At 71.7% G+C, this 26,451-nt stretch carries 25 protein-coding genes; 13 read left to right on the forward strand and 12 right to left on the reverse strand.

Features of this window, described 5'->3' with window-relative positions; genetic code table 11:
- Nucleotides 1-48: 48 nt before the first annotated feature.
- Both POL72_RS10765 and POL72_RS10770 read right to left on the reverse strand, forming a co-directional pair.
- Complete coding sequence (locus POL72_RS10765; RefSeq protein WP_272095004.1) at nt 49-429, reverse strand: hypothetical protein; 381 nt, start codon at nt 427-429, stop codon at nt 49-51.
- Between the two features lie 159 nt (nt 430-588).
- On the reverse strand, nt 589-1,224 hold the full coding sequence (locus POL72_RS10770) for a hypothetical protein (RefSeq protein ID WP_272095006.1): 636 nt from the start codon (nt 1,222-1,224) through the stop codon (nt 589-591).
- Nucleotides 1,225-1,536: 312 nt separating this feature from the next.
- Between POL72_RS10770 and POL72_RS10775 the strand changes: the two genes are divergently transcribed.
- The 7 genes from POL72_RS10775 to POL72_RS10805 all read left to right on the forward strand — a co-directional run bounded on the left by POL72_RS10775 (nt 1,537) and on the right by POL72_RS10805 (nt 7,677).
- A complete protein-coding gene (locus POL72_RS10775; RefSeq protein ID WP_272095007.1) occupies nt 1,537-2,373 on the forward strand; it encodes a hypothetical protein in 837 nt (278 codons plus the stop codon).
- 177 nt (nt 2,374-2,550) lie between these two features.
- Nucleotides 2,551-2,964: a hypothetical protein gene (locus POL72_RS10780; protein WP_272095008.1), complete on the forward strand. Its 414-nt coding sequence runs from the start codon at nt 2,551-2,553 to the stop codon at nt 2,962-2,964.
- A 31-nt stretch (nt 2,965-2,995) separates the two neighbouring features.
- The gene (locus POL72_RS10785; RefSeq protein WP_272095009.1) at nt 2,996-3,877 is read left to right on the forward strand and encodes an MbnB/TglH/ChrH family RiPP precursor modification enzyme; all 882 of its coding nucleotides are present in this window, start codon (nt 2,996-2,998) and stop codon (nt 3,875-3,877) included.
- Nucleotides 3,874-4,833 (forward strand): HvfC/BufC N-terminal domain-containing protein, encoded by a 960-nt coding sequence (locus tag POL72_RS10790; RefSeq protein ID WP_272095010.1) that lies wholly within the window; start codon nt 3,874-3,876, stop codon nt 4,831-4,833. The genes POL72_RS10785 and POL72_RS10790 overlap by 4 nt, the downstream gene beginning before the upstream one ends.
- Before the next feature lie 38 nt (nt 4,834-4,871).
- Complete coding sequence (locus POL72_RS10795; protein ID WP_272095011.1) at nt 4,872-5,564, forward strand: RNA polymerase sigma factor; 693 nt, start codon at nt 4,872-4,874, stop codon at nt 5,562-5,564.
- Nucleotides 5,554-6,234, forward strand: coding sequence for an NrsF family protein (locus tag POL72_RS10800; RefSeq protein ID WP_272095012.1), 681 nt, complete (start codon nt 5,554-5,556; stop codon nt 6,232-6,234). The genes POL72_RS10795 and POL72_RS10800 overlap by 11 nt, the downstream gene beginning before the upstream one ends.
- 156 nt (nt 6,235-6,390) lie before the next feature.
- Nucleotides 6,391-7,677 carry a lactonase family protein gene (locus tag POL72_RS10805; RefSeq protein WP_272095013.1) on the forward strand — a complete coding sequence of 429 codons (1,287 nt, stop codon included), beginning with the start codon at nt 6,391-6,393 and terminating at the stop codon, nt 7,675-7,677.
- A gap of 69 nt (nt 7,678-7,746) precedes the next feature.
- Here the strand turns inward: POL72_RS10805 and POL72_RS10810 are convergent, their stop codons facing one another.
- From POL72_RS10810 to POL72_RS10825, 4 genes are all read right to left on the reverse strand, one after another.
- The gene (locus POL72_RS10810; protein WP_272095014.1) at nt 7,747-9,222 is read right to left on the reverse strand and encodes a hypothetical protein; all 1,476 of its coding nucleotides are present in this window, start codon (nt 9,220-9,222) and stop codon (nt 7,747-7,749) included.
- A 221-nt stretch (nt 9,223-9,443) separates the two neighbouring features.
- Nucleotides 9,444-10,163: a 16S rRNA (guanine(527)-N(7))-methyltransferase RsmG gene (gene rsmG, locus POL72_RS10815; RefSeq protein ID WP_272095015.1), complete on the reverse strand. Its 720-nt coding sequence runs from the start codon at nt 10,161-10,163 to the stop codon at nt 9,444-9,446.
- A gap of 15 nt (nt 10,164-10,178) precedes the next feature.
- Nucleotides 10,179-10,337 carry a hypothetical protein gene (locus tag POL72_RS10820; RefSeq protein ID WP_272095016.1) on the reverse strand — a complete coding sequence of 53 codons (159 nt, stop codon included), beginning with the start codon at nt 10,335-10,337 and terminating at the stop codon, nt 10,179-10,181.
- A 39-nt stretch (nt 10,338-10,376) separates the two neighbouring features.
- Nucleotides 10,377-10,835 carry a VOC family protein gene (locus POL72_RS10825; protein WP_272095017.1) on the reverse strand — a complete coding sequence of 153 codons (459 nt, stop codon included), beginning with the start codon at nt 10,833-10,835 and terminating at the stop codon, nt 10,377-10,379.
- A 141-nt stretch (nt 10,836-10,976) separates the two neighbouring features.
- On the opposite strand from POL72_RS10825, the gene POL72_RS10830 reads away from it, so the two are divergent.
- Nucleotides 10,977-11,354 (forward strand): ArsR/SmtB family transcription factor, encoded by a 378-nt coding sequence (locus POL72_RS10830; RefSeq protein ID WP_272095018.1) that lies wholly within the window; start codon nt 10,977-10,979, stop codon nt 11,352-11,354.
- Nucleotides 11,351-11,854 carry an SRPBCC family protein gene (locus tag POL72_RS10835; protein ID WP_272095019.1) on the forward strand — a complete coding sequence of 168 codons (504 nt, stop codon included), beginning with the start codon at nt 11,351-11,353 and terminating at the stop codon, nt 11,852-11,854. Before POL72_RS10830 ends, POL72_RS10835 begins: the two co-directional genes overlap by 4 nt.
- A gap of 17 nt (nt 11,855-11,871) precedes the next feature.
- Here POL72_RS10835 and POL72_RS10840 read toward each other — a convergent pair whose 3' ends face one another.
- Nucleotides 11,872-12,897, reverse strand: coding sequence for an SMP-30/gluconolactonase/LRE family protein (locus POL72_RS10840; RefSeq protein WP_272095020.1), 1,026 nt, complete (start codon nt 12,895-12,897; stop codon nt 11,872-11,874).
- 157 nt (nt 12,898-13,054) lie between these two features.
- On the opposite strand from POL72_RS10840, the gene POL72_RS10845 reads away from it, so the two are divergent.
- Nucleotides 13,055-13,573 carry an HD domain-containing protein gene (locus POL72_RS10845; RefSeq protein WP_272095021.1) on the forward strand — a complete coding sequence of 173 codons (519 nt, stop codon included), beginning with the start codon at nt 13,055-13,057 and terminating at the stop codon, nt 13,571-13,573.
- 158 nt (nt 13,574-13,731) lie between these two features.
- Here the strand turns inward: POL72_RS10845 and POL72_RS10850 are convergent, their stop codons facing one another.
- Nucleotides 13,732-15,117 (reverse strand): porin, encoded by a 1,386-nt coding sequence (locus POL72_RS10850; RefSeq protein WP_272095022.1) that lies wholly within the window; start codon nt 15,115-15,117, stop codon nt 13,732-13,734.
- Between the two features lie 487 nt (nt 15,118-15,604).
- On the opposite strand from POL72_RS10850, the gene POL72_RS10855 reads away from it, so the two are divergent.
- Nucleotides 15,605-17,815: an SUMF1/EgtB/PvdO family nonheme iron enzyme gene (locus tag POL72_RS10855; RefSeq protein ID WP_272095023.1), complete on the forward strand. Its 2,211-nt coding sequence runs from the start codon at nt 15,605-15,607 to the stop codon at nt 17,813-17,815.
- Nucleotides 17,816-17,817: 2 nt separating this feature from the next.
- A complete protein-coding gene (locus tag POL72_RS10860) occupies nt 17,818-19,326 on the forward strand; it encodes a hypothetical protein (protein ID WP_272095024.1) in 1,509 nt (502 codons plus the stop codon).
- A 225-nt stretch (nt 19,327-19,551) separates the two neighbouring features.
- On the opposite strand, the gene POL72_RS10865 is transcribed toward POL72_RS10860, so the two are convergent.
- From POL72_RS10865 to POL72_RS10880, 4 genes are all read right to left on the reverse strand, one after another.
- Nucleotides 19,552-20,307: an SAM-dependent methyltransferase gene (locus POL72_RS10865; RefSeq protein ID WP_272095025.1), complete on the reverse strand. Its 756-nt coding sequence runs from the start codon at nt 20,305-20,307 to the stop codon at nt 19,552-19,554.
- A gap of 35 nt (nt 20,308-20,342) precedes the next feature.
- Nucleotides 20,343-21,215, reverse strand: a complete 873-nt coding sequence (locus POL72_RS10870; protein ID WP_272095026.1) for an STAS domain-containing protein — start codon at nt 21,213-21,215, stop codon at nt 20,343-20,345.
- 383 nt (nt 21,216-21,598) lie between these two features.
- On the reverse strand, nt 21,599-22,177 hold the full coding sequence (locus tag POL72_RS10875) for a thioredoxin family protein (RefSeq protein ID WP_272095027.1): 579 nt from the start codon (nt 22,175-22,177) through the stop codon (nt 21,599-21,601).
- Nucleotides 22,178-22,376: 199 nt separating this feature from the next.
- Nucleotides 22,377-23,612 carry a glycosyl hydrolase family 18 protein gene (locus tag POL72_RS10880; protein ID WP_272095028.1) on the reverse strand — a complete coding sequence of 412 codons (1,236 nt, stop codon included), beginning with the start codon at nt 23,610-23,612 and terminating at the stop codon, nt 22,377-22,379.
- A gap of 376 nt (nt 23,613-23,988) precedes the next feature.
- Between POL72_RS10880 and POL72_RS10885 the strand changes: the two genes are divergently transcribed.
- On the forward strand, nt 23,989-25,845 hold the full coding sequence (locus POL72_RS10885; RefSeq protein WP_272095029.1) for a HEAT repeat domain-containing protein: 1,857 nt from the start codon (nt 23,989-23,991) through the stop codon (nt 25,843-25,845).
- Nucleotides 25,846-26,451: the final 606 nt, after the last annotated feature.

Here is a 26,451-nt window from a genome sequence, read left to right on the forward strand (position 1 = left end):
AAGAGACCGAGTCGACCACGGATATTTTCAGACGACAACCGCGCCACCTCACGGCAGCTGCGCGGACCTGGGCGCGCACCGCTGCATGTAGGCCGGCTCGGGGCAGCCGTCGTGCGTCAGGATCTCGCCGTCCAGGCACTTCACGAGCGCCGCCCGGATGTCGAGGCACCTCCCCCGCCCCGCCGCCACACATCGGTGCTCCGTGGTGGTCCCGTTGGCGCAGCCGTCGAGCTGCCCCTCGGGGCACTCGAGGAGCGGCCCAGTCGAACAGTCGTTCTCCCGCCGCTCGCCGGCCGCCGTCGACGTCCCCTGGGTCGCCGGCTGCTGGCTGGAGCAAGCCGCGCTCGAGACGAGCGCGAGCCCCGTGAAAACGAGCCCCGTGAAGAAGAGGCTCAGGCCCCGACGGGGCGAGTGGCTGCGCGTGTTCATACCGTCGTTCTCCGTGGATGAAGCCCGGCCGCGGAGCCCCGAAGGCGGGCCGCCGCCCGAGCGGCCGGCAGCCTACTCCACTCCACGGAACGACAGGGGCCCCGCGCGCGCCCGCCTCGTCCCGCAGGCGCGGCCCTGGTCAATACGCGATGCCCCTTGTCAAAACGCGCCGCCGCCGTGCGCGAGCAGCGACCAGCTGTCGCCGCCCGTCCGGTTCGTCACGCCGCCGATGGTCAGATCGTCGAAGAACGCAGGGCGGAAGTTGAACCGGGCGCCCACCTTGACGTTGCGCGTGACGAGCCGCTCCACGCCCGCGGTGAGCGGCACCGACACCGCGAACGGGTCGCCGCCGCGGCCCGCCCAGCCCACGTAGCCAACGCCCGCGACAACGAACGGCTGCACGATCGCCTCGTCAGCGCGCAGGATGTTGTAACGCAGGCCCGCGTCGAGCGCGGTCATCACCAGCGATTTCCCCGCGATCGTTCGCTGGTTCACCGAGCCGGTGTAGTTGCCCTCGACGGCCACGCGCGGCGACATGGTCCCGGTCACCCGCACGTTCCAGCTCGGCCCGATGCCCGCGGCGCCGCCCACGTAGCCCAGCATGCCAAAGCCGCCCTCGACCGCGAGGGTCGGCTCGGGGATGCGCCGGATGAGCGGTTGATCCGCCGGAGGGATGTTGCCTGTCGGCCGGACGTGCTGATCCCGGCCCGCCGCGCCCTGCGCCTCCGCCGCGCCGGCGAGCGCCATCATTCCGGCGGCGGTCATGGCAGCCGCCGCGAGTCGTCGCGTGCTCATTGCAGTTGTCTCCGGTTGGCTCGTTCCGTCTTCGACGACCGCCTCGTGCACACCCCAGGCCACACGTGGCTGTGCAGCGCAGGTCCGGCGGGCTGCGCCCTGCGCCGCACCGGCGGCCGCGACCGAAACCACGGCGCCGCTCGCACGTAGCTCGGACATGGAACCCATGGAACCGAGGCGCCGAGCGGGCAGGCGAGCCAGGGCGATGACCCCGATCTCCCTTCCCGGGCGCCGGCCTTCCTGTTCAAGTGGAGACCGCCGCGCGCCCTCGCGCGCGGGCGCGCAACAACTCGAGAGATGCAGGAGGCGAGCGTGAAGACGATCCGGACAAGGACCTTGCTCCTCCTCGCGCTCGCGGCCGCCGGCCTGGGCGCGGCCGCGTGCCAGGGGGAGCAGCCGAGCCTCGCGCCCGCCGCGACAGAGCTCAAGGCGCCGGAGCCGAAGGCGCCCGCCGCGGCGGCCTTCGCGATCGACCGCGCGGGCAGCAAGGTCGAGCTCGTGATGGATGCGCCGCAGGAGAAGATCCGCGGGCGGATCGCGGGCGCCGCCGCGGGGACGCTCCAGGTCGACCCCGCCGACATCACGAGGACGACGGGCCTCATCACGGTCGACCTCTCCACGATCGAGCTCTTCCAGACCGCCGTGGGCGACGACGGCAAGCCCGGCGAGGAGAAGAAGAGCGACCTGCAGAACCAGCACGCGCGCACCTGGCTCGAGATCTCGAAGGACACGCCCGACGACGTCCGGGCGAAGAACGAGAAGGCCCAGTTCGCGATCCGGTCGATCTCGACCTCCGGCGAGAAGGACCTGTCGAAGCTGTCCGGCGCGGAGCGGACGGTGACCGTCACGGCGTCGGGCGACCTGCTGCTGCACCAGCGGCAGTCCCCGAGGACCGTGGAGCTCATCGCCACGTTCAGGTACGAGGGCGACAAGCCCGCCAGCGTCACCGTGAAGACGGCGAAGCCGTTCCCGGTGGGGCTCGCCGAGCACGACGTCCGCCCGCGCGAGGCGTTCGGCAAGCTCGCCCAGAAGACGCTCGAGGTGCTCTCGCCCAAGGTCGCCAAGGAGGCGTTGGTGACGCTCGAGCTGACCGCGACCGCCGGCGCGGCCCCCGCGGCGCCGGCGGCAGCGGACGGCGGCGCGCGGTGAGCGCGGCGCGCCGCCCGCGAGTGAGCCGTTGCGGCGACGCAGCGGCTCTGAGATGACACGGCGGTCCGGAAGCCGCCGGGAGCCGGATCACGCCTGTGCCCGCCGGAGGGCGCAGGCCCGTCGAGACGACAACGGTGGGCGCAGGCCCGTCGAGACGAGAACCAGAGGAGCCACACGATGCTGTCGAAGAAGAGCATTTACGAGACCCTCGCCGCGTTGAGCGCCGGCGCCATGGTGATGAGCGGCTGCGCCGGCGCGCAGGCGCCGGTCAACGCGAGCGAGGTCCCCGCAGAGCAGACCGCCCCCGCCGCCCCGGCCGAGCCCGCGTCGGCGCCCGCGCCGACCGAGGCCGCCTCCGGCGACGCCGCCGCGGGCGCGAACGTCCCCGCCGCCCCGGCCGAGCCCGCGCCGCCGAGCGACGCGCAGTCCGCCGCGACCTCGCCGAAGGTCGCCCCGACGGCCACCCCGGCGGCCACGGCCGCGCCGCCCACGCCGCCCACCGCCGCCCAGGCCAAGCCCGGCGCCAAGAAGACGGGCGCCGCCGGGAAGAAGCCCGGCCACGCGGGCTGCGGCCAGGGCACCTGCGGCTGATCGCGGCCCCCCGCGCCCTCCCCGTACCTCCATGACCGGCAGCGCGCTCACCGGCGTCGGCCTCGGGCTCCGATGGGAGTTCCTCGACGAGGTGCTCGCGGCGCTCGACGCGCCCGATCGCGGCGCGCGCGACGCGGCGCTGCCCGTCCCCTTCTTCGAGCTCTCCCCCGAGAACTACATGCGGCGCGGCGGCTACTTCCCCGCCGCGATCGGGCGCGTCCGGGAGCACCGCCCGATCCTGACGCACGGGCTCACCCTGTCCGTCGGCGGGCTCGATCCGCTCGACGCCGGCTACCTGCGCGCGCTCGGGGGGTTCCTCGAGCGGCTCGATCCCCCCTTCCACAGCGACCACCTCTGCTTCTCCGGGGTCGACGGCGCGTTCCTCCACGACCTCCTGCCGCTCCCGCACACGTCCGCGGCCGCCGCCCACGCCGCGGCCCGCATCCGCGAGGCGGAGGAGCGGCTCGAGCGCCCGATGGCGATCGAGAACATCACGTACTACCTGGTCCCGGGCCGCGCCTCGCTCGACGAGGCCGACTTCCTCGTCGAGGTGCTCGAGCGCGCCGGCTGCCGGCTCCTCCTCGACGTGAACAACGTCTACGTCAACGCCCGGAACCACGGCTTCGACCCGATCGCGTTCCTGGAGAAGATCCCTCCCGAGCGCGTGGCCGCGATGCACGTCGCGGGGCACGAGTGGCGCAACGACGCGGAGGTCCTCGTCGACACGCACGGCGCGCCCGCCATCGCCCCGGTGCTCGACCTGCTCGCCCGCGCGGTCGCGCGGACCGGGCCGGTGCCGGTCGTGCTCGAGCGGGACAACGACGTGCCGCCGCTCGGCGCGCTGCTCGCCGAGCTCACCGAGGTCGAGGCGGCGTACCGGCGCGGGCTCGCCGCGCGGGAGGCGCGGGCGTGAGCGCAGCGCGCGAGGCGGGCGAGACGCGCGGGACGTGCGAGACGCGCGGGACGTGCGAGACGCGCGAGACGTCGAACGCGCCGCCGCCGGAGCTCGCGGCGCTGGAGCGAGCGCTCCAGCGGAGCGTGACCGCGCCGGACGGCGAAGCGATCACGGCCGATCCACGCGCGTGGCTCGCCCGCGCCGGGCTCGAGGGGCCGGACCTCGAGGCGATGGCCGCGCTCCCGCCGAAGCGGCTGCTGCTCTACCGGAGCCTCATCCGTCGCGGGCTGATGGGCGCGATCCGCGCCGGGATCCCCCGGACCGCGGCGCGGCTCGGCGAGCGGTTCGAGGCGGACGTGGCGCGCTTCATCGAGGGGGAGCCGCCCCGGTCGCGCTACCTCCGCGACGTCGCGTTCGAGTTCGTGGGCTTCGCGGCGCCGCGCTGGGCCGGGGATCCGGAGGTCCCCGCGTACCTCGCGGATCTCGCGCGCCACGAGCTGGCCGCCTTCGCGGCGGCGTGCGCCGAGCAGGACGAGGAGGTCGCCGCGGGCGGGGCGTCAGGGCCGCTCGGCGACGAGGCGCCGGGGACGCCGCGCCATGAGGCGCCGGGGCCCTTGGGCGAGGAGCTGTCGCTCGACCGGGGGGCGCGCTTCCAGCGGGCCGCGGCGCTCGTGCGCTACGAGCACGCGGTCCACAGGCTGCAAGGCGACGAGTCCGCGCGCGACGTGCCGGCGCGCGAGCCCACGCGCCTGCTCGTGTACCGCGACGCCGCGCACGACGTGCGCTTCCTCGAGCTCACGCCGCTCGCGGCCGAGATCCTGGGCCGCCTCCTCGCGGGCGCCGCGCTCGGAGACGCCGTGGTCGCGGGCTGCGCCGCGCTGGGACACCCGGTCGACGGGCCGGTGCTGGAGAGCACCGCGGCCCTGCTGAGCGACCTCGCCGAGCGCGGGGCGCTCCTCGGGCCTTCGCGATGATCGCCGGCGCGCAGACGGTGTATGCCGTCAGGACCGCCATGGACGAGCTCGCCCTGAACGAAGCGATGGACCGGTACGCGTGCGGCGACGCGCGCGCGTTTCCGGAGCTGCACCGCGCGCTCGCGGCGCGCCTCCTCGCGTACCTCACCCGCATGAGCGGCTCGGAGACGCTCGCGGGCGACCTGACGCAGGAGACGTTCCTGCGGATGCACCGGGCCCGATCGAGCTTCGCCCGCGGCGGCGCCGTCGCGCCGTGGGCCTACGCCATCGCGCGCAACGTCTACCTCGATCACGCGCGCGCCCAGAAGCACCGCGGCACCGAGCGCCTCCCGAGCGATCCCGGCGCGGAGCCGCCAGACGCGCGCGGCGCGGACGCGGAGGCGGTCGCGATCGCCTCCGAGACGGCGCGGGCGGTGGAGCGGACGCTGGCGAGCCTCCCGGCGTCGCAGCGCGACGCGTTCATCCTCCTGCGGTACGAAGGGCTGAGCGTGCAGGACGCCGCGGCGGTCCTGGGGACGACCACGAGCGCGGTGAAGCTCCGCGCGTTCCGCGCCTACGAGGCGCTGCGGGCGGCGCTCGAGGAGCTCAAGCGGCGGCCCGAGGCGGACCGCGGCGCGGGCAGGGGCGCGGAGGAGGGGAACGACGACCGGCCCGCGACAACGAGACCGGAGCGGAGCGGCCGCCGCGGCAAGGGGCAGGCAGGCGTGCGCGGAGGTGCCGATGGTGAATGAGAGCGACCTACTGAAAGGGATGGAGGAGATCCCCGATCCCGCGGCCCACCTCGCCGCCCGCCCGCCGCCCGCCGTGGCCAAGGCGCCGGCCGAGCCGTCGCTGACGCGCCCGACGCGTGAGCGCCGCTCCTGGAGCGCGCTCCTGGCCGGGCTCGGCTGGATCCTGCTCGTGAGCTGGTGGGAGGGCTTCCGCGACGACCTCCCCTCTCTCCGGGTCGCCGTCCCGCTCGCCGTCACGGCGGCGCTCTCCGGTCTCGGCCTGCTGCTCGCGCTAAGCCCGCGCGCCCGGGGCCTGCCGGCCGGTGTGAGGGCGATCCAAGCGCTCGTCGTCGCGGTGCCGGCCGGGTTCCTGGCCGCGGCCGTCGCGACGTCGCCCATGGCCGATCCGCCGGTGCCGCTGGCGACGCACCTCCGGTGCGTCGCCAGCGCCGTCGGCACGGCGGTCCTGCCGTTCACGCTGGCGGCGCTCGTGCTGCGCCGCTCGTTCCTGTCGGCGCCGGCGTGGCGTGGCGCCGCGATAGGAGCCCTGTGCGGCCTCGGGGTGGTGGTCGGCATCGGGACGCACTGCGACATCGACGATCTCCTCCACATCGCGTTCGCCCACGGCGTGCCCATCGCGGCCGGCGCGCTCCTCGGCGCCGCCGCCGGGGCGCTGCGCGGGCGAGCCTGAGGCGTCGCGCGGCGTCGCGCATCCTCCCCGGCCATCGCCGCGGGGCAGCGCGACCGCCGCGGACCTGCCGCCGCGCGCCGCGAAGAGGATCGCGCCGTGGCGCTTGCGCCGCGGCGCTGGCCAGGTCTAACGCAGGAGGCAGGAGAAACCAGGTCGATGCAGCGCGCGCTCCTCTTTCTGGCGGCAGGGCTGTGGCTCGGATGCGGCGGCTCCGGCGCCGGAGCCGCGAACGACGGCGCCACGACGGGCGTCAGCGCCGGCGGCGGTGGCGGCGCGAGCCAGGGCGACGGCGCGAGCGTCAGCAGCACGAGCGCCAGCAGCGCGAGCGGCGGCGGCGCGGGCGGCAGCGGTGGAGCGGGCGGCAGCGGCGCGGGGGGCGGCGGCTCGCAGGCCGAACGCTCGTTCGTGGTCTATGTCGGCAGTCACGAGGGGCTCTTCGTCTTCCGCCTGGACGACGCCGACGGCGCGCTCTCGGCCGTGCAGGGCCCGCTCGACGCCGAGATGAACCCGACTTTCCTCGCCGTCGACCCCGCGCACAAGCATCTCTTCGCGGCGAACGAGCTGAACGAGGTGGACGGGGAGCTGTCGGGCGCGGTGAGCGCGTTCCGGATCGATCCCCAGGGCGGGACGCTCGAGCTCGTCAACAGGGCCTCCTCGAAGGGCGCGGGCCCCGCCCACCTGTCCACGGATCGCTCCGGGCGCTTCGTCCTCGTCGCCAACTACGCCGGCGGGACGGCGGCGGTGCTCCCCGTGGGCCAGGACGGCGCGCTCGGCCAGGCGGCCTTCGACGTGTCCTTCGGCCGCCGGGCGAGGTCGCACCACGCCATGACCGATCCGGCAAACCGGTTTGCGTTCGTCACCAACCTCGGGCTCGACGAGATAACGCAGCTCACCTTCGACGCGGACACGGGCCAGATGGAGCCGAACGACCCGCCCGCCCTCTCGCTCCCCGCGGACACGACGCCTCGGCACCTCGAGTTTCACCCGAACGGCCGGTTCGCCTACGTGATCAACGAGTCTGCCGGCTCGATCACCACCCTGAGCTACGATCCGTCGCGCGGGACGTTCACGGCCCTGGCCACCGTCTCGACCTTGCCCGACGGCGCGAGCGCCGAGGAAAACGCCTCCGCCGAGGTCCAGGTGTCCCCGTCGGGCAAGTTCGTGTACGGGTCGAACCGCGGCCACGACAGCATCGCCATCTTCGCGGTCGATCCCGAGCGGGGCACGCTCACGCCCGCCGGCCATGCCTCGACGCAGGGCATGACGCCGCGCCATTTCCAGATCTCGCCGACAGGCAAGCTGATGCTCGTCGCGAACGAGGAGTCGGGGAACATCGTCGCGTTTCACGTGGACGAGGCGACGGGCGCCCTCGAGCCGACAGGCCGTGTCACCGAGGTCCCCGAGCCCACGTATGTCGGGATCGTGGCCTTGCCGGACAGGTGACCGCCGGGGCGCCCTCGCCCGCGCCCCGGTGACGTATCGCTCTATCGCCGAGAGGCGCCTCTGCTTCTTCTACTCACGCGCCGGGATGCGGAAGACGAATCCGCTCGTGCTCGGCGACGCGACGGGACCCGAGCCGACGTCGATGGAACCGTAGAAGGTGCCGGCGACCCAGAGCGTGCCGCCGGAGGTGAGCGCCATGCCTTCGGAGGAGCCGGCGCTCGACGGGTAACGGTGGAGCGCCGTGACCTCCGAGGACGCGCTCGCGCGCAGCGCGAACGGGGTGTAGTCGAAGGTGACGAGATCATCGTAGCGACCCGCCGCGTAGACGCCGCCCGCCATGTCGGGCGCGAGGCCGTACATCGTGCCGCTCGGCTCCGGCGTGATCACCCACTCGGCGGTCCCGCTCTCCGTGAGCTTCGCGACGAACGGCGCGCCCTCGAGGTCCGCGTCCACCGTCGTCCCGAGCACATCGCTCTCGCCGCTCACCGTGCCTGCGAGGAAGGTGCCCTCACCGACGGCGATCTCGTTGCCCATGTCGAACACCGGCCCGCCGAAGCGCCGCGCGAACCGGCCCTCCCCCGCGCTCGAGAAGCGGGCGATGAAGCCCATCATCGTCGAGCCGGCAGGCAGCGACAGCGCTGTGCCGTCGATGCTCAGCGCCCCGTCGGCGTAGCCCGTGATCGACACGTCGCCGCCCTCGTGGACGGCGATGCCGGCCACGGCGCTGCCGGCGCCGCCGGCGTTGTTGAACACCTTGGCCCAGGCGACGTCGCCGCCCGGCGTGAGCTTCAGGAGGAACGGGGACTCGCCATCCACCGCAAGGAGGCCATCGCCAAAGTCGATATCGTCGTCGACATAGCCACCCACGTACACATTGCCCGTGGCGTCGGTCGCGATCGCAAAGCAGCGATCCGCGGCCGTCGAGGCGAAGCGCTTCGCCCAGAGCACGTTGCCGTCGGCGTCGAGCTTGGCCACCATCGCGTCGGGATCTTCCGTCGCGCCGGACAGCGTCATGCCCCCGATCGTGACCTCGCCATAGAGCTCGCCCGCGATGAGCACATTGCCCGCTCGGTCGACGGTCACGGCCGTCGCCGAGGATTGCTGTGCCGTGACGATCGGCGCCGACCAGAGGAGATCGCCCTCGGGATCGAGGCGGATGAGGAACGCTCCCAGCTTGGTGATCGTCCGGTCGCCCAGCGTGATCTCGCCGAACCCCTCGCCGCTCACGTAGGCGCCGCCGTCGTCGGCTCCGGCGATCGCGATGTGAAACACCATGTTGGTCGTCTCCCCCGCCGGGTGGAGGAAGAGGGCGTCTGGCGCAGCGAGATCGACGCCGACGCCCGATCCTCCACCGGTCGCGTCGCCCCCGGCCCCCGCGCCGCCACCGCCGCCGGTACTGGCGGCCTCGCCGCCCGCGCCGCCGCCGCCGCCGCCGCTGCCCGCGGTCGCCGCGGCGGCCCCCCCGGCTCCGCCCCCTCCCGGGCCGGACGGATCGACGTCGTCACCACACGCCGCGCACAGGAGCCCCAGAGTCAACCAGGTCAAGATTCGCATCCACGCACCGTAGACGAGCGGAGCTCGCCCTCGGGCGTCATTCACGCTCCGGCGCTGGACAGAGCACGTTCGCCACGCCGGATACCGCTGAAGTTTATCAACGCGGATAGAACCAACAGGGACAGACGCGCGCCGGCGCTCTATCTCGGTCTGTTTCGAGGGTCTGAGCCTGTGTGCACGAGGATGCGCGGCGAGCGACGCGCCGCCGTGGATCACCGCCCGAAATGGCGCTTCGGCTCCTCCCCCGCCTTCCGCAGCACCACGATCTTCCCCGTCGGCGTCCCCACGGTCTTCACGAAGGCGGCCCGCTGTCGCTCGAGGACCCAGCTCGCCTCGGCGAGCTCCTCCTCGGCGCGCTGGCCCTTCACCAGCAGCACGATCCCGTTGGGCCGCACGAAGGGCACCGTCAGGGGGATCAGCATGACGAGGCGCCCCACCGCGCGCGCCGTCACCGCGTCGAACGCGCCGCGGAGATCGCCCTTGCCGAGCTGCTCGGCGCGCTCGGCGCGCACCGACACGTTGGTGAGCCCGAGGCCCGCGGCCACCGCGGCGAGGAACGAAGCCTTCTTCTGCGTCGCCTCCACCAGAGTCACCTTCAGATCGGGCCGAGCGATGGCGAGCGGAAGGCCGGGGAGGCCCCCGCCCGAGCCGATGTCGGCGAGGCGCGCCCCCGCGCTCAGCTCCTCCAGGAGGGGCACGAGCGTGAGCGAATCGAGGATGTGTTTCTCCCAGACCTCGACCGGATCCGTGATCGAGGTGAGGTTCATCAGCTCGTTCATCGCGAGCAAGCGCGCGAGGTAGTCGCCGAGCTTGGCGATCACCGCGGCGTCGAGGGTGACGCCGATCGCCGCGAGGCGCTCCGCGAAGCCCTCCGGAGGCGTGAGCGGAGCGGGAGCCGGCAGCGGGAGAGGAGCGCGTTCGTCAGGGGGCATGGAGGTCCGCACACCCTAGCAAGCTCCCGCCCGTGAAGCGCCGCAATCCTCGCGCTCGCCCTCCCCGCTCGCTCCGAGTCCGTCCTGATTTTTCTCCAGGATCACCGCGCAGAGCTCCAGGCCGATGCCCTCGCGATCCTCCTCGGTGATCGCCCCCGCCGGGTAGCCGGCCACGACGGCATCGCCCTTCTCCCGCGCCCCGGAGGCGGATCGCTACATCGCCGAGAGGCGCCTCTGCAGCTCTTCGGGAGAGACGTCCTCGATCCGGCTCGCGAAGGACCAGCGATGGCCGTACGGATCGCGGAGCCAGGCCGTCCGGTCTCCGAACGGCTTGTCCTGCGGCGGGCGATCGATGGTCGCGCCTGCCGCCGCGGCCTGCGCGACGAGCGCGTCGACGTCCTCCACGTAGACGACGACGGCCGGGCTGCTGCCTCCCAGCGTCTCGGGGCTGACGGCGCCGAGCTCGGGATACTCGTCCGACAGGAAGAACCGGGCGGGGCCGATGGACAGCTCGGCGTGCCCGATCCGCCCGTCGGGCATCGGAATGCGCGAGTCCTCGCGCGCGCCGAACGCGCGCTTGTAGAACTCGATGGCTTCCGCGGCGCTCCGCGCGCTCAGGTAGGGAAAGCACGTCTGACCTTCCGGGACGGGGTGGACCTTGCTCTTCGTCATCGTCGCGCTCCTTCGTGCTCGTGTCGGATGGTTGGCGCTCATCCTGGAGCATCGCGCCGACCGCGTATTGGACGAAATTTACCTGCGGGCCCGGCAGCGCGGGCTTGATCACGCGTAACACATCGGTTACACATCACGCCGATGGACGCCGTTGCCCAGGCGCTGGCGGATCCGATCCGGCGGGAGATCCTGCGGATGCTGCGCGATCGCACCGCCACGGCGGGCGCCATCGCCGGCGCGTTTCCGGTCAGCCGCCCGGCGGTCAGCCGACACCTGCGCGTGCTGCGCGAGGCGGGCCTGGTGCGCGACGCCCAGTGCGGTCGCGAGCGCGAGTACCGCCTCGAGCTCGGTGCGCTGGCCGAGATCGAGGCGTTCCTGCGAGATCTGCACGCGGCGAGCCCGTGGCACCGCCGGTTCGACGCGCTCGAGACCGAGGTGCGCCGCGTCGGCCGGCAGCGGCGCATGGCGACCGCCCCCCCGTCCCGCGACGAAGCGAAACGAAGGAAGGAGACCGCATGAGCCCCCGACCCACAGGCCGCGTCCGAAGCACGGCGACAGGCGCCGATCTCGTCATCACGCGCAGCTTTCGCGCCCCCATCGAGGATGTCTGGCAGAGCGTCACCGCCTCCGAGAGCACGGCGCGCTGGATCGGCCCGTGGGAGGGCGAGGCGGGGCCCGGCAAGACGGTGCGCCTTCAGATGACGTTCGAGCAGGGGGCGCCGTGGTGTGACCTCTCGATCGACACGTGCGAGCCGCCGCGTCGCCTCGCGCTCTCGGCCAAGGACGAGCACGGCGGGTGGCGGTTCGAGCTGTCGCTCGCGGCGAAGGGCGAGATCACCGAGCTCACCTTCATCCAGCGCCTCGCCGATCCAGCGCTCGCCGGCGATGTCGGGCCGGGCTGGGAGTATTACCTCGACATGCTCGTCGCCTCCAGGCTCGGCGAGCCGCTGCCCAGCTTCGCCGACTACTATCCTGCGCAGCGCGACTACTACCTCGGCGACGCGCGCACGGAGGCGTAGCGCGCCGGCGCTCGGGCTCACCTCAGCTCGTAGACGTCGACCGTGTCCACCATCACATGGGGCACGAGGACGCGCCCGCGCTTCGTGTCGTAACCGATATCCGCGGGCGTCTTCTGCTCGGGAATCGCGACCTCGAAGGTCCCGCCGAGCTTCCCGCGAAGCACCGCCGAAGCATCGTGGCTGGTCACGAGGAGCGAGTCTCCGAGGGAGATCAGGCCATCGAGGCGGCCGCCGGGCGCCGTGGTGGTCACGTCCTGCTTGGCGCCCTTCTCGTCGAGGCGGAAGACCTCGGGAGCGCCGCTCGCGCAAACCACGAGCCCTTTGTCGGTCCACGCGAGGCCGTTCGGCATGTGCAGATCGGTGGTCTTCACCAGCGCCCTGGCCTTGCCCTTCTCGATGACGTACATGGCGTCGCTCGACGTCGCCTCGAGGTTGCCCGTCGCGCCGATCTTGAAGCCGGAGTCGGACACGTAGACCTTGCCGTCCGGAGCCGCCGCGATGTCGTTCAGCAACGTCGTACCGGGGATAACGATATCCCCCTTCGGCGCCCCGGTCTTGAGGTCGAACATCCGGACGGTCGTGAGATCGGCCACGTAGAGCACGCCCTTCGCGATCGCCGTGCCTGTCGGCGCGTCGAGCTTGACCTTGTCCTTGCCGCCCTCGATCCACTTCAGGTTCGTCACCTGACCGTCGGGCGAGAGGACGGAGATGAAGCCGTTGTTGTCCCTGTCGTCCGGATTGCCGTTGATGTTCGAAACGAGGTAGCGGTCGTTGTCCGCGTCGTAGAGCACGCTCTCCGGCTTGGCGAAGCCGGTGTACCTGGCGACAGGGCTCGGCACGGCGAGCTTGTGCGGCTCGGGCGCCGCCGTCGACGCCGCAGGGGCAGCCGGAGCCGCAGGCGGGGGCTCGACGCTATTTGTCGCGACGGGCGCGGCGGAAGCGGAGGCCGCCGGTGCCAGCGCGGGCGGCGGGGTCTCCCCCCCGCAGGAAACCATCGCGGCCGCAGCGGCGATGGAGGCGAAAATGCCACGGGATCGTGCCACGAGAAGACCTCCGGGCGGCGAATCTACCACAGCGCCGAGCGCTTGCGGCGCAGAGTCGATCCATGAGACTCTCCGTGGGGAAGTTCATAAAAGGCGACGATCTGGACAGACCTGGTCCGCCGGCTTCGGTTGACCCATCGGCTGATGGTTAGGCCTTATGAGTACCACGAGCGAAAAGGCACGGTTGTACGCGGTCGCTGCGCACGGGGACCAGCGGTACGGCGACCGACCGTACTCCTTTCATCTGGATGCAGTCGCGGCGCTGGCGGAGCCGTATGGAGAAGAGGCGGTGGTGGTCGCCTACCTGCACGATGTGGCGGAGGACACCGACGTTACGCTCGCGAGCATTGAAGCGGAGTTCGGATCGCAAGTGGCCACATGCGTGAGTTTGCTCACCGACGAGCCTGGTGCGAATCGCAAGGAGCGGAAAGCAAAAACCTACGCCAAGCTGGCGCAGGCCCGGGGCGAAATCGAGATCGCGCTCGTCGTGAAAGCGGCGGACCGCCTCGCGAACGTGCGCGCGTGCATCGCTGACCGCAAGGCGAGCCTGTGGCGGCTCTATCAGGGCGAACAGCAGGCGTTCAAGAAAGCCGCCTTCCGCAGCGGACAATGCGATCCGCTATGGTCGGAGCTTGACCGGCTGCTCGCGGATGGAGCCTTCGACGGCCAGGCCTGACCCCTCCCTCGAGCGGGCAGATCGCGGCAAGCCGGGCCCTGCCGCTCCTGTCGAACGTTAGCGAGATTCGAGAGCGCATTCTGCCTCGCGTCAGCCACCGCGATGAGCTCCGTGGCATCTATCTGGAGAGCGCGCTCCCCGGGCGCGGCTGTCCCCCTTCAGAACGAGGCATCGAGCTGGAGGCGACCGACGTGGCGGGCATCGGCGCCTTCCTTGCCGAAGATGTAGAAATAATCGCCCTGGAGCTTCAGCGCATAGCCGTTCAGGTACACATTGAGCCCGCCGCCGACCTGCTTGCCCTGCGCGTCGACGAGATCGACGAGCTTCGGATCGGTGCCGCGCTCCGCGAAGATCTGGTCCCAGCGCGCGGCGACCTCGACCCGGTCGGTCAGCAGGTAGCCCGCCTGGGCGAAGTAGCCGTAACCCGATCGGGTCCACTCCCGCACGGTCGCGCCGTCGACCTCGCCCTCGAAGGAGTCCTTCTTGGCGTGGCGCACGACGGCCTCGGCCGAGAGCGAGAAGCCGGCATATTTGAAGACGAGATCGGCCGCGCCGTGCAGGTAGTCGGCCGCGCCGAGCGTGAGCGTCGTGCCAAAGGTGCTGTTCTGGCGGTTGGTCTGGTGGTTGTAGGCGCCCGTGACGCCCACCGCGAGCCGGGGCTTCGCCTCGCGCGCGAGGTCGGCGTCCTGATCGTCGTCGAACGCGCCGAACGGGCGGACGGCGAGCCGCGCCACCGCGAGCGGGCCGTGCTTCTGGCCGCCGAAGCGATTGCGCCCCTCGCCGCCGCCGACGAAGAGGTTGTACGACAGCTTGCCTCCGAAGCCGAAGAGATCGGGCGACGAGAACATCAGGCCGACGTCGCGATCGAGGTTGAACTCGCGGACGGCGATCGGGCGATCGGTCTGCTGGAGGGAGGGCTCGCGCAGGGTCCGCGCCCGGTTGAACGGGGTGAGGAACTGGCCAACACGCACGTTGAGATCGCGGATCCCTGTGTACTCGATGAAGGCGTCCAAGATGGGAGAAGGGCTGTCCTTCTCGAAATCGTTGCCTCCGAAGGCGAGCTGCACGTTGTACTTGAGATCGGGCGTGAGGACATGCCCGCTCGTCGTGAGGCGCACCGTCCTCACGTTGATCTCGTGCGTATCGTCCTCTCCCGTGTGCGTGATGGTCTCGCGGACCTGCAGGCGGGCCCGGATCGTGGACGAGAACTTGTCGTCCGCCGTCTTGACGGTGAAGCCCTTTCCAGCAGCCGCCGTCACCTTGACGCCGCTGCCCTTGTCCTTCTCCGCGCTGGCCCGCTCCTCGGCGGCCGCCTTGCGCTCGGCCTCGAGGCGCTCGAGCAGCGCGCGCTGCTGCTGCTCGAGCTCTTCAACGCGGCGACTCAGCGGCTCGACGCCGGCCGCCGCCGCGGTCTCCTGCGGCGCCGGGGCCTGGGGCGGCGCCGCGGGCTGAGCGGACGCCTGGAAGGGGAGAGCGGCGGCGGCGAACGAGAGCGCCGCTGCCGCGCGGACCGTGTGCGACTTCTTTCCGTTGATCGATTTCAAGCGCGTTGTTCCTCGAATCAAACCAGCTGCTGACGGCGCACGGCGCTCTACGCGCGGCGCGCACGGCCGGCACCGGCCGCCGGCGCGAAGGCACACCACGCCCTCGCAGGCGGCGGACCATCGCTCCCCGGCCTGCGCTCGGCGTCCCACGGACGACGCGCAGACGAGAGGCCGCGATCAGGAGCACCCGGCTGGGCAGCAGCGACGCCAGCAGGGAACCACCGAGGTCGTCATCCAATATAACGGACGAAAATCCATGTCAAGGCATGGATCGCGATCACAAAAATCCGCAAATGCGGGCTCCCTCACCATCCAACGGGCCTTGGAACATCCATCATACCGGACACCCGGAGCGGGCGGCGCCTTCGGCCGGCGAGGGCCCGGGATCGCGCGAAAGGGTTTCAACCGACCGCGAGGCAACTAAGATGGCCCCGACGCACGCACGAGGCGCTCCGATCGGCGCCCCGCCGCGGTGCGTAGGGATCTCATGAGCCAGAACCCGGACCGCAGCGATCCGCTCAACATCGCCGGCAGCCTGATCGCCGACAAGTACAGGATCGATCACGCCGTGGGCGAAGGCGGCTTCAGCGTCGTCTACAGGGCCGAGCACGTCATCTGGAAGCAGCCCGTCGCCCTCAAGTGCTTCACCCTCCTCGCGGGCGCGCCGACCGAGCAGCGAGAGCAGCTGCTCCAGGCGTTCATCCAGGAGGGCAAGCTCATGACCGAGCTCTCCAGCCGCTCGGCCGCGATCGTCCAGGCCCGCGACATCGGCACGTTCAACGCGCCGGACGGGCAGTGGCTGCCCTACATGGTCCTCGAGTGGCTCGACGGCAGGCCGCTCGATCAGGTCCTCTTCGACGAGACGAGCGACGGCGCGCCGCCGCGCGACCTGCGCGCGACGATCGCGCTGCTCGAGTCGGCCGCGATCGCGCTCGATCTCGTGCACTCGCGGAGCATCGCGCACCGCGACATCAAGCCGGCGAACCTGTTCGTCGTCGGCCAGCCGCGCGACGCCTCCACGTTCGTGAAGGTGCTCGATTTCGGCATCGCCAAGGTGATGGCCGACCACGCGGCGGCGGCGACGGCGCTCGCGCACACGGGCAAGGACATCACCGCGTTCACGCCGAGCTACGGCGCGCCCGAGCAGTTCAGCCGCACCCACGGCGCGACAGGGCCCTGGACCGACGTCTTCGCGATGGCGCTCATCATGATCGAGGTGATGCTCGGCGGAGCGCCGGCGCTGCAAGGCGACGACTACCTCCAGCTCGCGGTCGCGAGCCGCGATCCGTCGCGCCGGCCGACCCCGCGGACGCTCGGCCTCGCGGTCAGCGACGAGGTCGAGGCGGTCTTCGCGAAGGCGCTCGCCGTCGCGCCGGCGGACCGCTTCCCCACCATGGGCCGCTTCTGGTCGGCGCTGCACCGGGCGGTCTTCCCCGAGGACCCGGCCTGGGCGCTCGCCACGGGCGGCAGCTCGCTCGCGCCCCCGTCCGGCGCGCCGTCGCCCCGCGCTTCCGCGCCGCGGCTCCCGTCCTCGCCGCGGATCTCACTGCAGGCGCAGACCGCGCCGACGATGGCGGCGCCCTCCACGGCCCCGGGGCCGCTGCCCACGCCGACGTCGCAGCCGGTCTCCGTGGCCGGGTCGAGCACCGCGGGGGGCGCCGCGAGCGACGCGGCGCCGAGGTCGAAGGGCCCGCTGCTGCTCGGCGGCGTCGCGCTCGCGCTCGCGGCCGGCGGCGCGATCACCTGGAACCTGCTGCGCGGCACGCTCCCTGCGGGGGAAGCGTCACGGAGCGCGCCGGTCGCGACCGCGTCCGCCACCGCGGCGACGCCTACGGCGAGCGCCGCGACCGCGGCGGCAGCGCTCTCCGAGCGGCCGACCGAGTGCCCTGCAGGCATGGTGCTCGTCCCGGGCGGCAAGTTCTTCATGGGCTCCGACGAGCCGGAGTTCAAGCTGTGGCAGCCCGCGCACAAGGTGACGATCGACACGTTCTGCATCGACGTCCACGAGGTGACCGCGGGCGACTACATGGCGTGCTCGGACAAGGGAGAGTGCAAGCGGCCCCCGGCCGCGCCCGACTTCCCGAACACGGACGGTTCGCCCGCCGCGGCGCACCAGAAGACGCTGACGGTCCTCGCCGAGCAGTGCACCTTCGGCAAGCCCGAGCTCGCGAAGCACCCGATCAACTGCTTGCCGTGGAGCCTCGCGAACGCCTACTGCCAGGTCCACGGCAAGCGCCTGCCGACCGAGGCGGAGTGGGAGTACGCGGCGCGCGGCTCCGACGGGCGCAAATTCCCCTGGGGTGACAAGCCGGGCGATCAAACCTTCATGAACGCGTGCGGCACCGAGTGCACGGCGTGGGAGAAGGCGCACGGGCTCAAGCCGAGCGAGCGCATGTACGAGGCCGACGACGGCTTCGCCGGCACGGCGCCGGTCGGCTCGTTCCCGAACGGCAGGACGAGGTTCGGGGCCGACGACGTTGTCGGCAACGTGTGGGAGTGGACCGCGGACTGGTTCGAGACCTACAAGGACGAGGAGCAGGTGAACCCGAAGGGGGCGCCGGCCGGCGATCGCAAGGCGATCCGGGGCGGCGCTTACAACGGCGGCTTCGCGCTCTGGCTCAACCCGGCGTTCCGCTACCACCAGCTCGCGACGGCGAGCGCGCCGGGCATCGGCTTCCGCTGCGCCGCGCGCCTGTAGCCGTGCCGGTCCCGACGTCGCAGCTCGCGAACCCCTCCATCGCCGGCCCGCTCGGCACGCTGGCGTTCTCGCAGGTGCGCCCGCTGAGCTCGTCGCTCGCGCTGCGCGCGATCCGGTGGCACCAGAGCCTGGAGCGGCTCGGGGTGGTCCTGCCGTTCGCGCTGGTGCACGACGCGGGCCTGCTCTTCTCGACGCCGCGCGAGCATCTGGAGCTCGGCCCGCGCTGCGACCCGAAGGAGCTCGCGGGCCGGCTCCGGGACGCGGAGCGCATCGTGGAGGGGTACCGGGCGGTGCTCCGGGAGCTCGCCGAGAGCGAGGCGGCGCGATGCGCGGCGCAGCTCCGGATGAGCGACGATCTGGTGACGGTCGTGCTGTCGCGCCTCTTCGGCGCGGTCGCGGCGCGGACCCACGCGCCGCCGGCCTACCGCGCGATGCTCCCCGCGGACGCGGCGCTCTTCGAGGGGATCGAGCCGCAGCTCCGCGGGCTGTTCCTGTCGGCGCGGCGCGAGTTCGAGCAGCGGGCGCTGGAGGCGCTCGACGTCTCGCGGCTGTACGTGCTCACGATGTCGGACGCGCTCGACATCGAGACGCTGCGCCTGTTCGGCATGCTGGGCTCGGAGGCGTCGGCGGGGGCGCTCGCCCAGGTCGACCTGCTCGCGGCGCTCTCGTCGCCCGAGGCGAACGACATCGTGAATTTCTCGCTGGAGATCCTGCCGAGCGTGCTCGAGACGAAGACGCGGCCGGCCGCGGGCACGACGGCGGCGCACGGCTACTCGGGGCTGGGCACGCGCGGCTCGATCGACAGCATGGTGCTGACGGAGCTCGCGTGGGACGACATGGAGCTTGCGCGCCGCATCGCGGACAACGAGGTGCTGTATTTCGCGCGCGAGCAGAGCCGGGACGAGCAGCGGCGCATCCACTACCTGCTCATCGACGCGTCGGCGTCGATGCGCGGCGATCGCCAGACGTTCGCCCGGGGGATGGCGATCGCGACGGGCAAGCGGCTGTTGCTGGAGGGCGAGGACGTGGCGTTCCGCTTCTTCGACGCGCGGCTCTACGAGCTCTACCGGGCGAAGAACGGGCAGCTGCCGACGGCGCACCTGCTGTCGTTCAAGGGGGAGCGCGGCAGGAACCCGGCGCGCGTGTTCGCGGAGCTCGCGACGGACCTCGATCTGACGCGGCACCACGATCCGCGCACGCCGGTGGTGCACCTCTTCACGCACGCGGCGCTCTACATCCCGCGGGAGATGGTGCAGGCGGTGCAGAGCCACGCGCACATCTCGGCGGTGTTCATGCTGCCGTCGGGGGGGCAGCTGGACCTCGACTACCTGGATCTGCTGGATGCGCACTGGGTGGTGGACCACGCGACGGTGGCGAGCGGGGCGGCTCGGGCTAGCGCGGCTAAGGCGATCCTTGGGGAGAAAGACCGGCAGGACCGGCAGGACCGGCCCGAGGAGGGAGGTGGTGCCGCACGGCGCCTGGGGGCCCCGCCGAACTCGCACGTGGCCTGAGCCTTGCCCGCTGGGCAAGGCTCAGGCCACGTGCTCAGACATCGGCCCATCCCCCAGGCGCCGTGCGGCACCACCTCCCTCCTCGGGCCTACCGAAATTGATGGGGAGATGGGCAGATGGGGAGATGGGGAGCGGCCCATCCCCCAGGCGCCGTGCGGCACCACCTCCCTCCTCGGGCCTACCGAAATTGATGGGGAGATGGGCAGATGGGGAGCGGACTTTCCTTCAGTGATGCGCGATCAAGCCACGCATCTCGAACGGGTTCACCTCGTACTCCTCCTCGGTAATGAAGTCGTCGACGCCGAGCCACTCCGCCAGAGGCCGGCATTCATCCACCTTCCATGGGGCCATGAGCGCCGCGATCTCCTCGGGCGTGCGCGGGTAGACCTTGACCCCGGCGAGGGATCCGGCGCTGCTCAGCTGACCCGCCGCCGCGGCGCCGCGCGACATGATGAAGCTGAGCGCCAGCACGCTGCCAGGGGCGCAGAACGCGTGCAGCTTGCGCAGGAGGTCGCGCGAGCTCTCATCGTCCATCATGTAGAGGATGCCGATGCATCCGACCGCGATGCGGCGCTCTGCGCTGAAGAACCGCGCCGCCGCCGCGAGCAACGGCGACGGATCTCGCAGATCGGCCTGGATGTAGCGCATGTTCGGCTTGTCAGCCAGGATCTGCTCGCCGTAGATCACGCTCACCGGGTCGACGTCCGAAAACAGGATGCGCGCATCAGGCAGGTAGTCGTTGAGATGGCCCTGCGTCGGTAACCCCGAGGCGAGATCGAGCACGCTCGTGATACCCGCCTCGGACCATTGCTGCCCCACGAGCTGGATGAACCAGCGGTTGAGCTTCGCATACTTCGGATAGGTGGGTACGAGCTTCATGATCGCCGTGGCAGCGACGCGATCCACCTCGTAGTTGTGGTGTCCTCCGAGAACGTAGTCGTAAACCCGACCGACGTGCGGCTTGGTCGTGTCAATCTCCATGGTTTCCTCCCTAGAGTGAGCTCACGGCGCGCTCGTCAACGGCCGCGATACGAGCGAGCAGCCCCTCGCTGCGGGGGCGGACTGCCACAGACCTCGAGCCCCTCCCGCCGCAGCGCATGGAGGATGCCGCTTTGAAGGTTGGCCAGGACCACGATGCCCGCGAGGTGGGCGTCCTGATCGCTCAGCGCGCGGGCTGCCTCGGGGCGGATGCCGACCAGCACCGGGTGGGTGCCGAGGAGGTCGAGCGCGCGCGCGGTGCGCACGAGCGCGTCGACGGCCTCCGCGTCCATCGCCGGCACGCCGGTCACGTCGATGATCGCGGTGCGCGCTTGCCGGTCCACCACCTCTCGCAAGAGGCACTCGGTGATCCTCCCCGCTCGCTCGGTATCGAGCTTTCCAATGAGCGGCAGCACCAAGATATGATCATACACGGGCATGATCGGCGTCGAGAGCTCGATGATCACACGGCGCAGCTCGCGCTCGCGGTTATGGATGGCGCGCTCGAGCGCGAGCTGCATCTCGTCGCGCTGGACGCCGACCTCGCGCTTCTCCTGCTCCGCCACCGCGTCCACGAGCAGCGTCAGGTAATCGTTCACGTGCGCCACCGCCTCCAGCGCTCCGGGCGTGCTTCCAGGCAGACGCGCCAGCACCTCGCGCAAGAGGACACGGCTCAGCCCGAGGAGAGCCCGCAGCCCGAGCCCCTGCTGCCCGAGCTTCTGCCCGAGCGACACGACGGGCGCCGTGTCGCCGGCAGAGGAGAAATGGAACAGCTCGTCGAGGATCTGCTGCGCGACCTGCGGCAATCGAAATGGTGGGAGACCGCTGCGGTTGTGTAGGGCGTTGTCCTTGAGCACCTTCGCCGCGCTCTTCGCCAGCGCCTGGCGCTCCGGGCCGATCCAGCTCTGCATAGGAGGGTCCGCTTCCTCGGTCTTGGCCGTGTTATGTCGTATGGGTGCTCACGAAGTAGGAGAGTCGACCGCCTTCGGATCGGGTTTGTTGTTCGGAGAGCCAGACTGGAGTGGACCTCGGCCCCATGCCGCAATCCACTCACCATGAAGGCGAATGTATGGCTTCGCGAGGAACGCGCCCCCGAGATGCGGTCTCACTCCCCCCATGCTGTGTATCTATCGTATTAATGTCCTGACTGTCTATGTTCCATGACAAAAGCGGCCTGCAGCGGCGAGACCACCGCACAAGGTGTGGCCCGCGCCCCTTCAGAGCCAGTTCTGCCCAGAGCGGCGCCCGACGGGAGCGCGACCGCGCCTCGTACGCCTCGGGATCGTTACGGCGTTCAGCCGTAATACGCCGGCTCGTTGCCGGGCTTCCACTTGATGTTGCAGCCGATGCTCGGGCGCTGCTCCGAGGGGACAGGCGCCGAGGAGAGCACCGCATCGATGGCGGCGCGGAGATCGCGGCCGGTCACGGGGACCTCGTTGCCAGGGCGGCTGTCGTCGAGCTGACCGCGGTAGACCAGCCGGCGATCCGGGCCGAAGAGGTAGAAATCCGGCGTGCAGGCGGCGCGGTACGCCCTGGCGACCTGCTGGGCCTCGTCGAGGAGGTAAGGGAACGTGTAGCCGACCTCGCGCGCCTCTCTGGCCATCGCCTCGGCGTTGTCGGCTGGATACGCGACGATATCGTTCGAGTTGATCGCCACGATGGCCACGTCGTCAGCACCATAATCGCGCCTCAGCCGGGCGAGCTCGTGGCGGATGTGTTTGACGAACGGACAATGATTGCAGATGAACATCACGAGGAGCGCCCGCTGCCGGGTGAAATCCGACAGCGCGACCTGCTTTCCGGTGAAGTCGGGCAGCCTGAAGTCGGGCGCCGGGGTGCCCAGCTCAAGCATCGTGGACGGGGTGCGTGCCATGACAGGATTCTCCTCTCGCTGTGACGGCGCGCACCCTACCACGCCGCGGCCCTCGCCGCTGAACACCTCCCCCGCCCCCGCGGCGGCCGTCCTCTGGCTCGCGCGGCTCGCGCTCCCCTGCCCTCTCCACCGCCGGGGCGCGCTCGAGGTCTGAGCGCCTGTCCGGACAGGGCCATGGGGCGCCCGCGGGGCGCGGCGGTCACCTCGGGAAGTGGCGCTCGATCATCGAGAAGAACGCCGCCCCGCCCGGCTCGCCGCCGATGCTCCAGTACGTCACCCCGCCGAGCCCACCCTGCTCGGCGACGACGACCTTCTCCTCGAGCGACGCGAGATCCTCGAAGAAGAGGCGCTCGCCGCTCGCGAGGAGCCGGTTCGGGGCCCTCCCCGCTGCGAGCCGTCCGCCCTCGTCGTCCGGGCACCGGCTCATGTGGTCGGTGCTCGTCTCGTAACCGTCGCCCGCGAGCTCCAGGCACTTGCTGAGCGGCTCGCACCCCACCACGGCGCCCCCGCTCCCCGGCGCCTCCGGCCCGAGGAGACCGTAGTTCGGCAGCCCGAAGATGAACTTCTCGCGGCGCGCGCCGCCGTCGAGCGACCCGATGTACGAGACGGTCTCCTCGAGCCACCCGAGCGGCGCGACCGGGCCCACGTGCGGTCCGCCGTGCCAGTGGTAGTCGTAGCTCATCACGTGCACGTGATCCGCCGAGGCGCTCAGCGCCTCGTAATCGAATACGCCCTTCGCGGACCCGACCGCCGGCACCGCGAGCGAGAGCTCCTTTCCTTGCGCGTGGAGGGCGCGCGCGAGCTCGTCGATGAACGCCGAGAACGCGGCCCGCTCGGCCCGGACGGTCTCGCCCGGCCCGAGGACGGACGAGAGGTGCTCGTAATCGATGTCGATCCCGTCGTAGCCGTTCTCCATCACGAGCGCGACGACGCCCGCCACGTGCCGCGCCCGGAGCGCGGGATCGTGGAGCATGGCGTGCACGGCGGCGACATCGGGCCGGTCGATGGCGGCGATGAGGGGGATGAGCCGGGTTTGCGCGCCGCCGGCCGTCGTGCCGTCGAGGACGCGCCGGTCGTGGAAGCCGGCGAACGGCGCCTCCCGGCCGCGCGGGTGGTTCTCGAAGCTGGTCGGCGAGGCGACGCGCCACCACTTCGGGTGCACGGCGTCGAACGCCCCGGCGTGGGCCGCGAAGGTGTCGTATCCGAGCTCGGTCGACTCGGGATCTCCGAGGAACTCGTGCAGCCACCCGCAGAAGCGGTGATCGCCCGGCGCGCGCGCCGCCTGGCCCGCGCGCTGCGCGCGGGGCGCGGCCGACGCCGAGAGCTCGGCGCTCCCCACCTCGTCGAGCGACGGCGCGCGCTCGGCCGCGCCACCGCAAGAGACGGAGAACGCGGCGGAGCAGGCGAGCATCAGAGTCTGGTGAAACAGCTTCATATCGGCCGCGCTCTAGCAGCCCGCCGCCGCATCGACAGCCCGGTTCTCACGCTTCCGCGGGCCGCCTCACGCCGAGCCCGCGATGCGCCGTTTGACGCCTACTCCATCCCTGCCCCTCACCCTTCGGGTGGTGGGGTATTCCGGCCGAAGGCGGGGTCTTTTGAACTGCCAAGACGCCAGAAGACGCCAAGATTTTTGTGTTTTTCTTGGCGTTCTTGGCGTTCTTGGCGTCTTGGCGGTTCCATCCTTCCGGAAGGATGGGGGAATTCCCCCACCCGCCCTCGCGCCTCCCTCCGCCGGCGGCAGGGCCGGCGACGCTCACGCACGCGCCCGCCGCTCCCTCGGCCAGGGCCGGTGTACTACGCTCGCTCCCGGCATGACCCAAGGCGTCCGCCCCCTGCACGAGCTCCGCGACGAGGCCCGCTCCGCGCTGGCCAGGAGCGATCTCACGCGCGCGCGCGACGCGCTCTTCAGCGCCCTCCAGCACACCATCGCCCGCGAGGAGGAGTACGTCGCCATGACGGACGAGCTCCGCGACGTGCTGGTCCGGCTGGGCGACGCGCGGAGCGCGCTCACCGTCTCCTGGTACGGCGGCAACGAGCAGAGCCAGCGCCCGCTCATCGCCAAGGTCCCGCCCATCGACCGCGCGCGCACCGTGCTCGCCTGGGCCGAGCGCGAGCAGGACCCGGAGCGGCAGAAGCGGCTCTACGGCCGCGCCGCCGACGAGTACGAGGCCGCCGGCCTCGTCGCGCAGGCCGCCATCGCCCGCGAGCGCGGCCAGGACTTCGCCCGCGCCCGCGCCCTCTGGTCGCGCCTCGCCCAGCTGCTCTCCTCGTCGGGCAGCGACCTCTACGCCGCCGGCCTCGCCCGCTTCAACCTCGCCCGCACCTCGCTCCGCACGGGCGACGCCGCGGCGGCGCGCGAGGCCGTCTTCGCCTCCGTCCACCTGCTCGAGGAGGCCGCCGACAGGTACGAGACCATCGGCCAGCGCGAGCGCGCCTTCGACTGCTACCAGGTCCTCATCGCCGTCGGGCGCGAGAGCCGCGCCTTCGAGCACGTGCTCGAGGGCTACGTGAACGTCATCCGCATCCTGCGCGAGGACCACCTGCGCTACTACGCGCTCCAGTCCTACGAGGAGGCCGTCGCCGCGGCCGAGAAGCAGGGCGAGATCTCCGCCGCCGCGACGCTCGCCCGCGAGATGGCCGCGTACGCCCGGAAAGAGGGGCTCACCGCCGTCGCCAACTTCGCCGTGCTCGCGCAGGCCCGCCTCTGGCAAGAGGTGTCCGCCGTCTCGCAGAAGCGCGCCGCCCCCCCCGAGATCGCCGAGAACGCGCTGCTCGCCGCCGTGATCGCGCTCGGCGAGGCGGGGCAGTACAGCAAGGTGGGCGGCGTCTACCGCGCCCTCACGCAGCTGCCGCTCGAGGAGACCCGGAAGAAGCACTATGCCCGCGCCGGCCGCCGCTACGTGAACGCGCAGGACCTGCCGATCGACGCCTCGCCGCTGCCCGCGCACCTCCGCCACGAGCTCGGCTTCCCGGACGTCTGGCACATCGACCTCGTCGAGTGGGAGCAGGCCGGCAGCGCCGCCCAGGCGTGCGGCGACATCGTGCTCGACCCGGCGCAGTGGTCCGAGGTCACCCGCCGCCGCGCCATGCTCGCCCGGCTGACCGCGCTCGCCGTCGAGGGCGCGACGCCCGAGGCCGCCCCCGCGCAGCAGCTCATCAGCCTCGCGGAGCAGCTCGCGACGGTCGAGCTCTACACGATCCTCTCGCCGCTCGAGCGCCTGTTCCGCCGCGCCGAGCCGAAGATCCGGGTGGCCGTCGTCCGCGCGCTCTCCCACTTCCTCTACAAGCGCACGTTCATCACGATCCGCGACGCGCTCGTGGATCCCGATCCCACCGTGGTCCACGAGGCCGCCCGCGCGCTGGAAGAGCTGCGCTTCGCCCACGCCTTCGATCCGCTCGCCCGCATCTACCGCGAGTCGCAGGCCGCCGCCGTGCGCGCCAGCGCCGTGCGGGCGATCGCGAAGATCGACACCCTCGAGGCCGGCGAGATGCTCCTCGGCATCCTCCAGCACGAGGGCGCCGAGGAGCGCGCCGTGGCCGTCGAGGCGCTCAAGCGCGTGCGCGGCATGAAGTTCGTGGAGCTCGCCCGCGGCTCGCTCGCCGAGCTGACAGGCTCCGCGCAGGCGGTGGTGCGAGAGATCCTCCAGAGTCGTGGCCTCAGCCCCTGAGCGCGCCTGCACGACCACGCGCCAGCACGACCGCGCGCCCGCCGGCCGCGCCGGGGCTCCACAACGAACCACGACGGAGCCGCGCGGGGGTGATCCGCTGTCCGGGCAGCGAGCGCAGACTGCGCCTGGCTCCTCCCCTCTCTCACGCACCGGAGACCGCGCCTCGGACGAGCCTCAGGCGAGTCAGACGAGCAACCCCGCGATTGTGCGCTGCGGCAAGGGGATTCCCCTAACGAGTTTGGTTCTCGCAGCGCTTCTGGAGGGTGCACGTCGACATCCAGTCGGGATACCCTGCACGCGCCAATCCAACTCATCCCGAGAGCGTCTCGGAGCGCGATGGCGTAAGCATGGAAGCGGACGGAGCGCTTGGGGGAGCGCTGGGAAACCGCCGTCCGGGCTCCCGATGGTGCGCTGCTCGACACAGGTCGACTTCTCAGCGCGCCACCGGCGGCTCTTGTCTCGTGTGGGCAGCAGCTGGGCGCCGTACCGCGGCGCCCAGCTGCCCGCCGCCAGCGCGCGCCGATGCCGATCCAACGGCGGCCGGAGCTTGGCCGCGCCCTGGCGCAGGGCGGCCGCGCAGGGCGGCCGGAGCTCGACCCGCGCCCG

The sequence above is a fragment of the Sorangium aterium genome (assembly GCF_028368935.1).
GTDB lineage: Bacteria > Myxococcota_A > Polyangia > Polyangiales > Polyangiaceae > Sorangium > Sorangium atrum.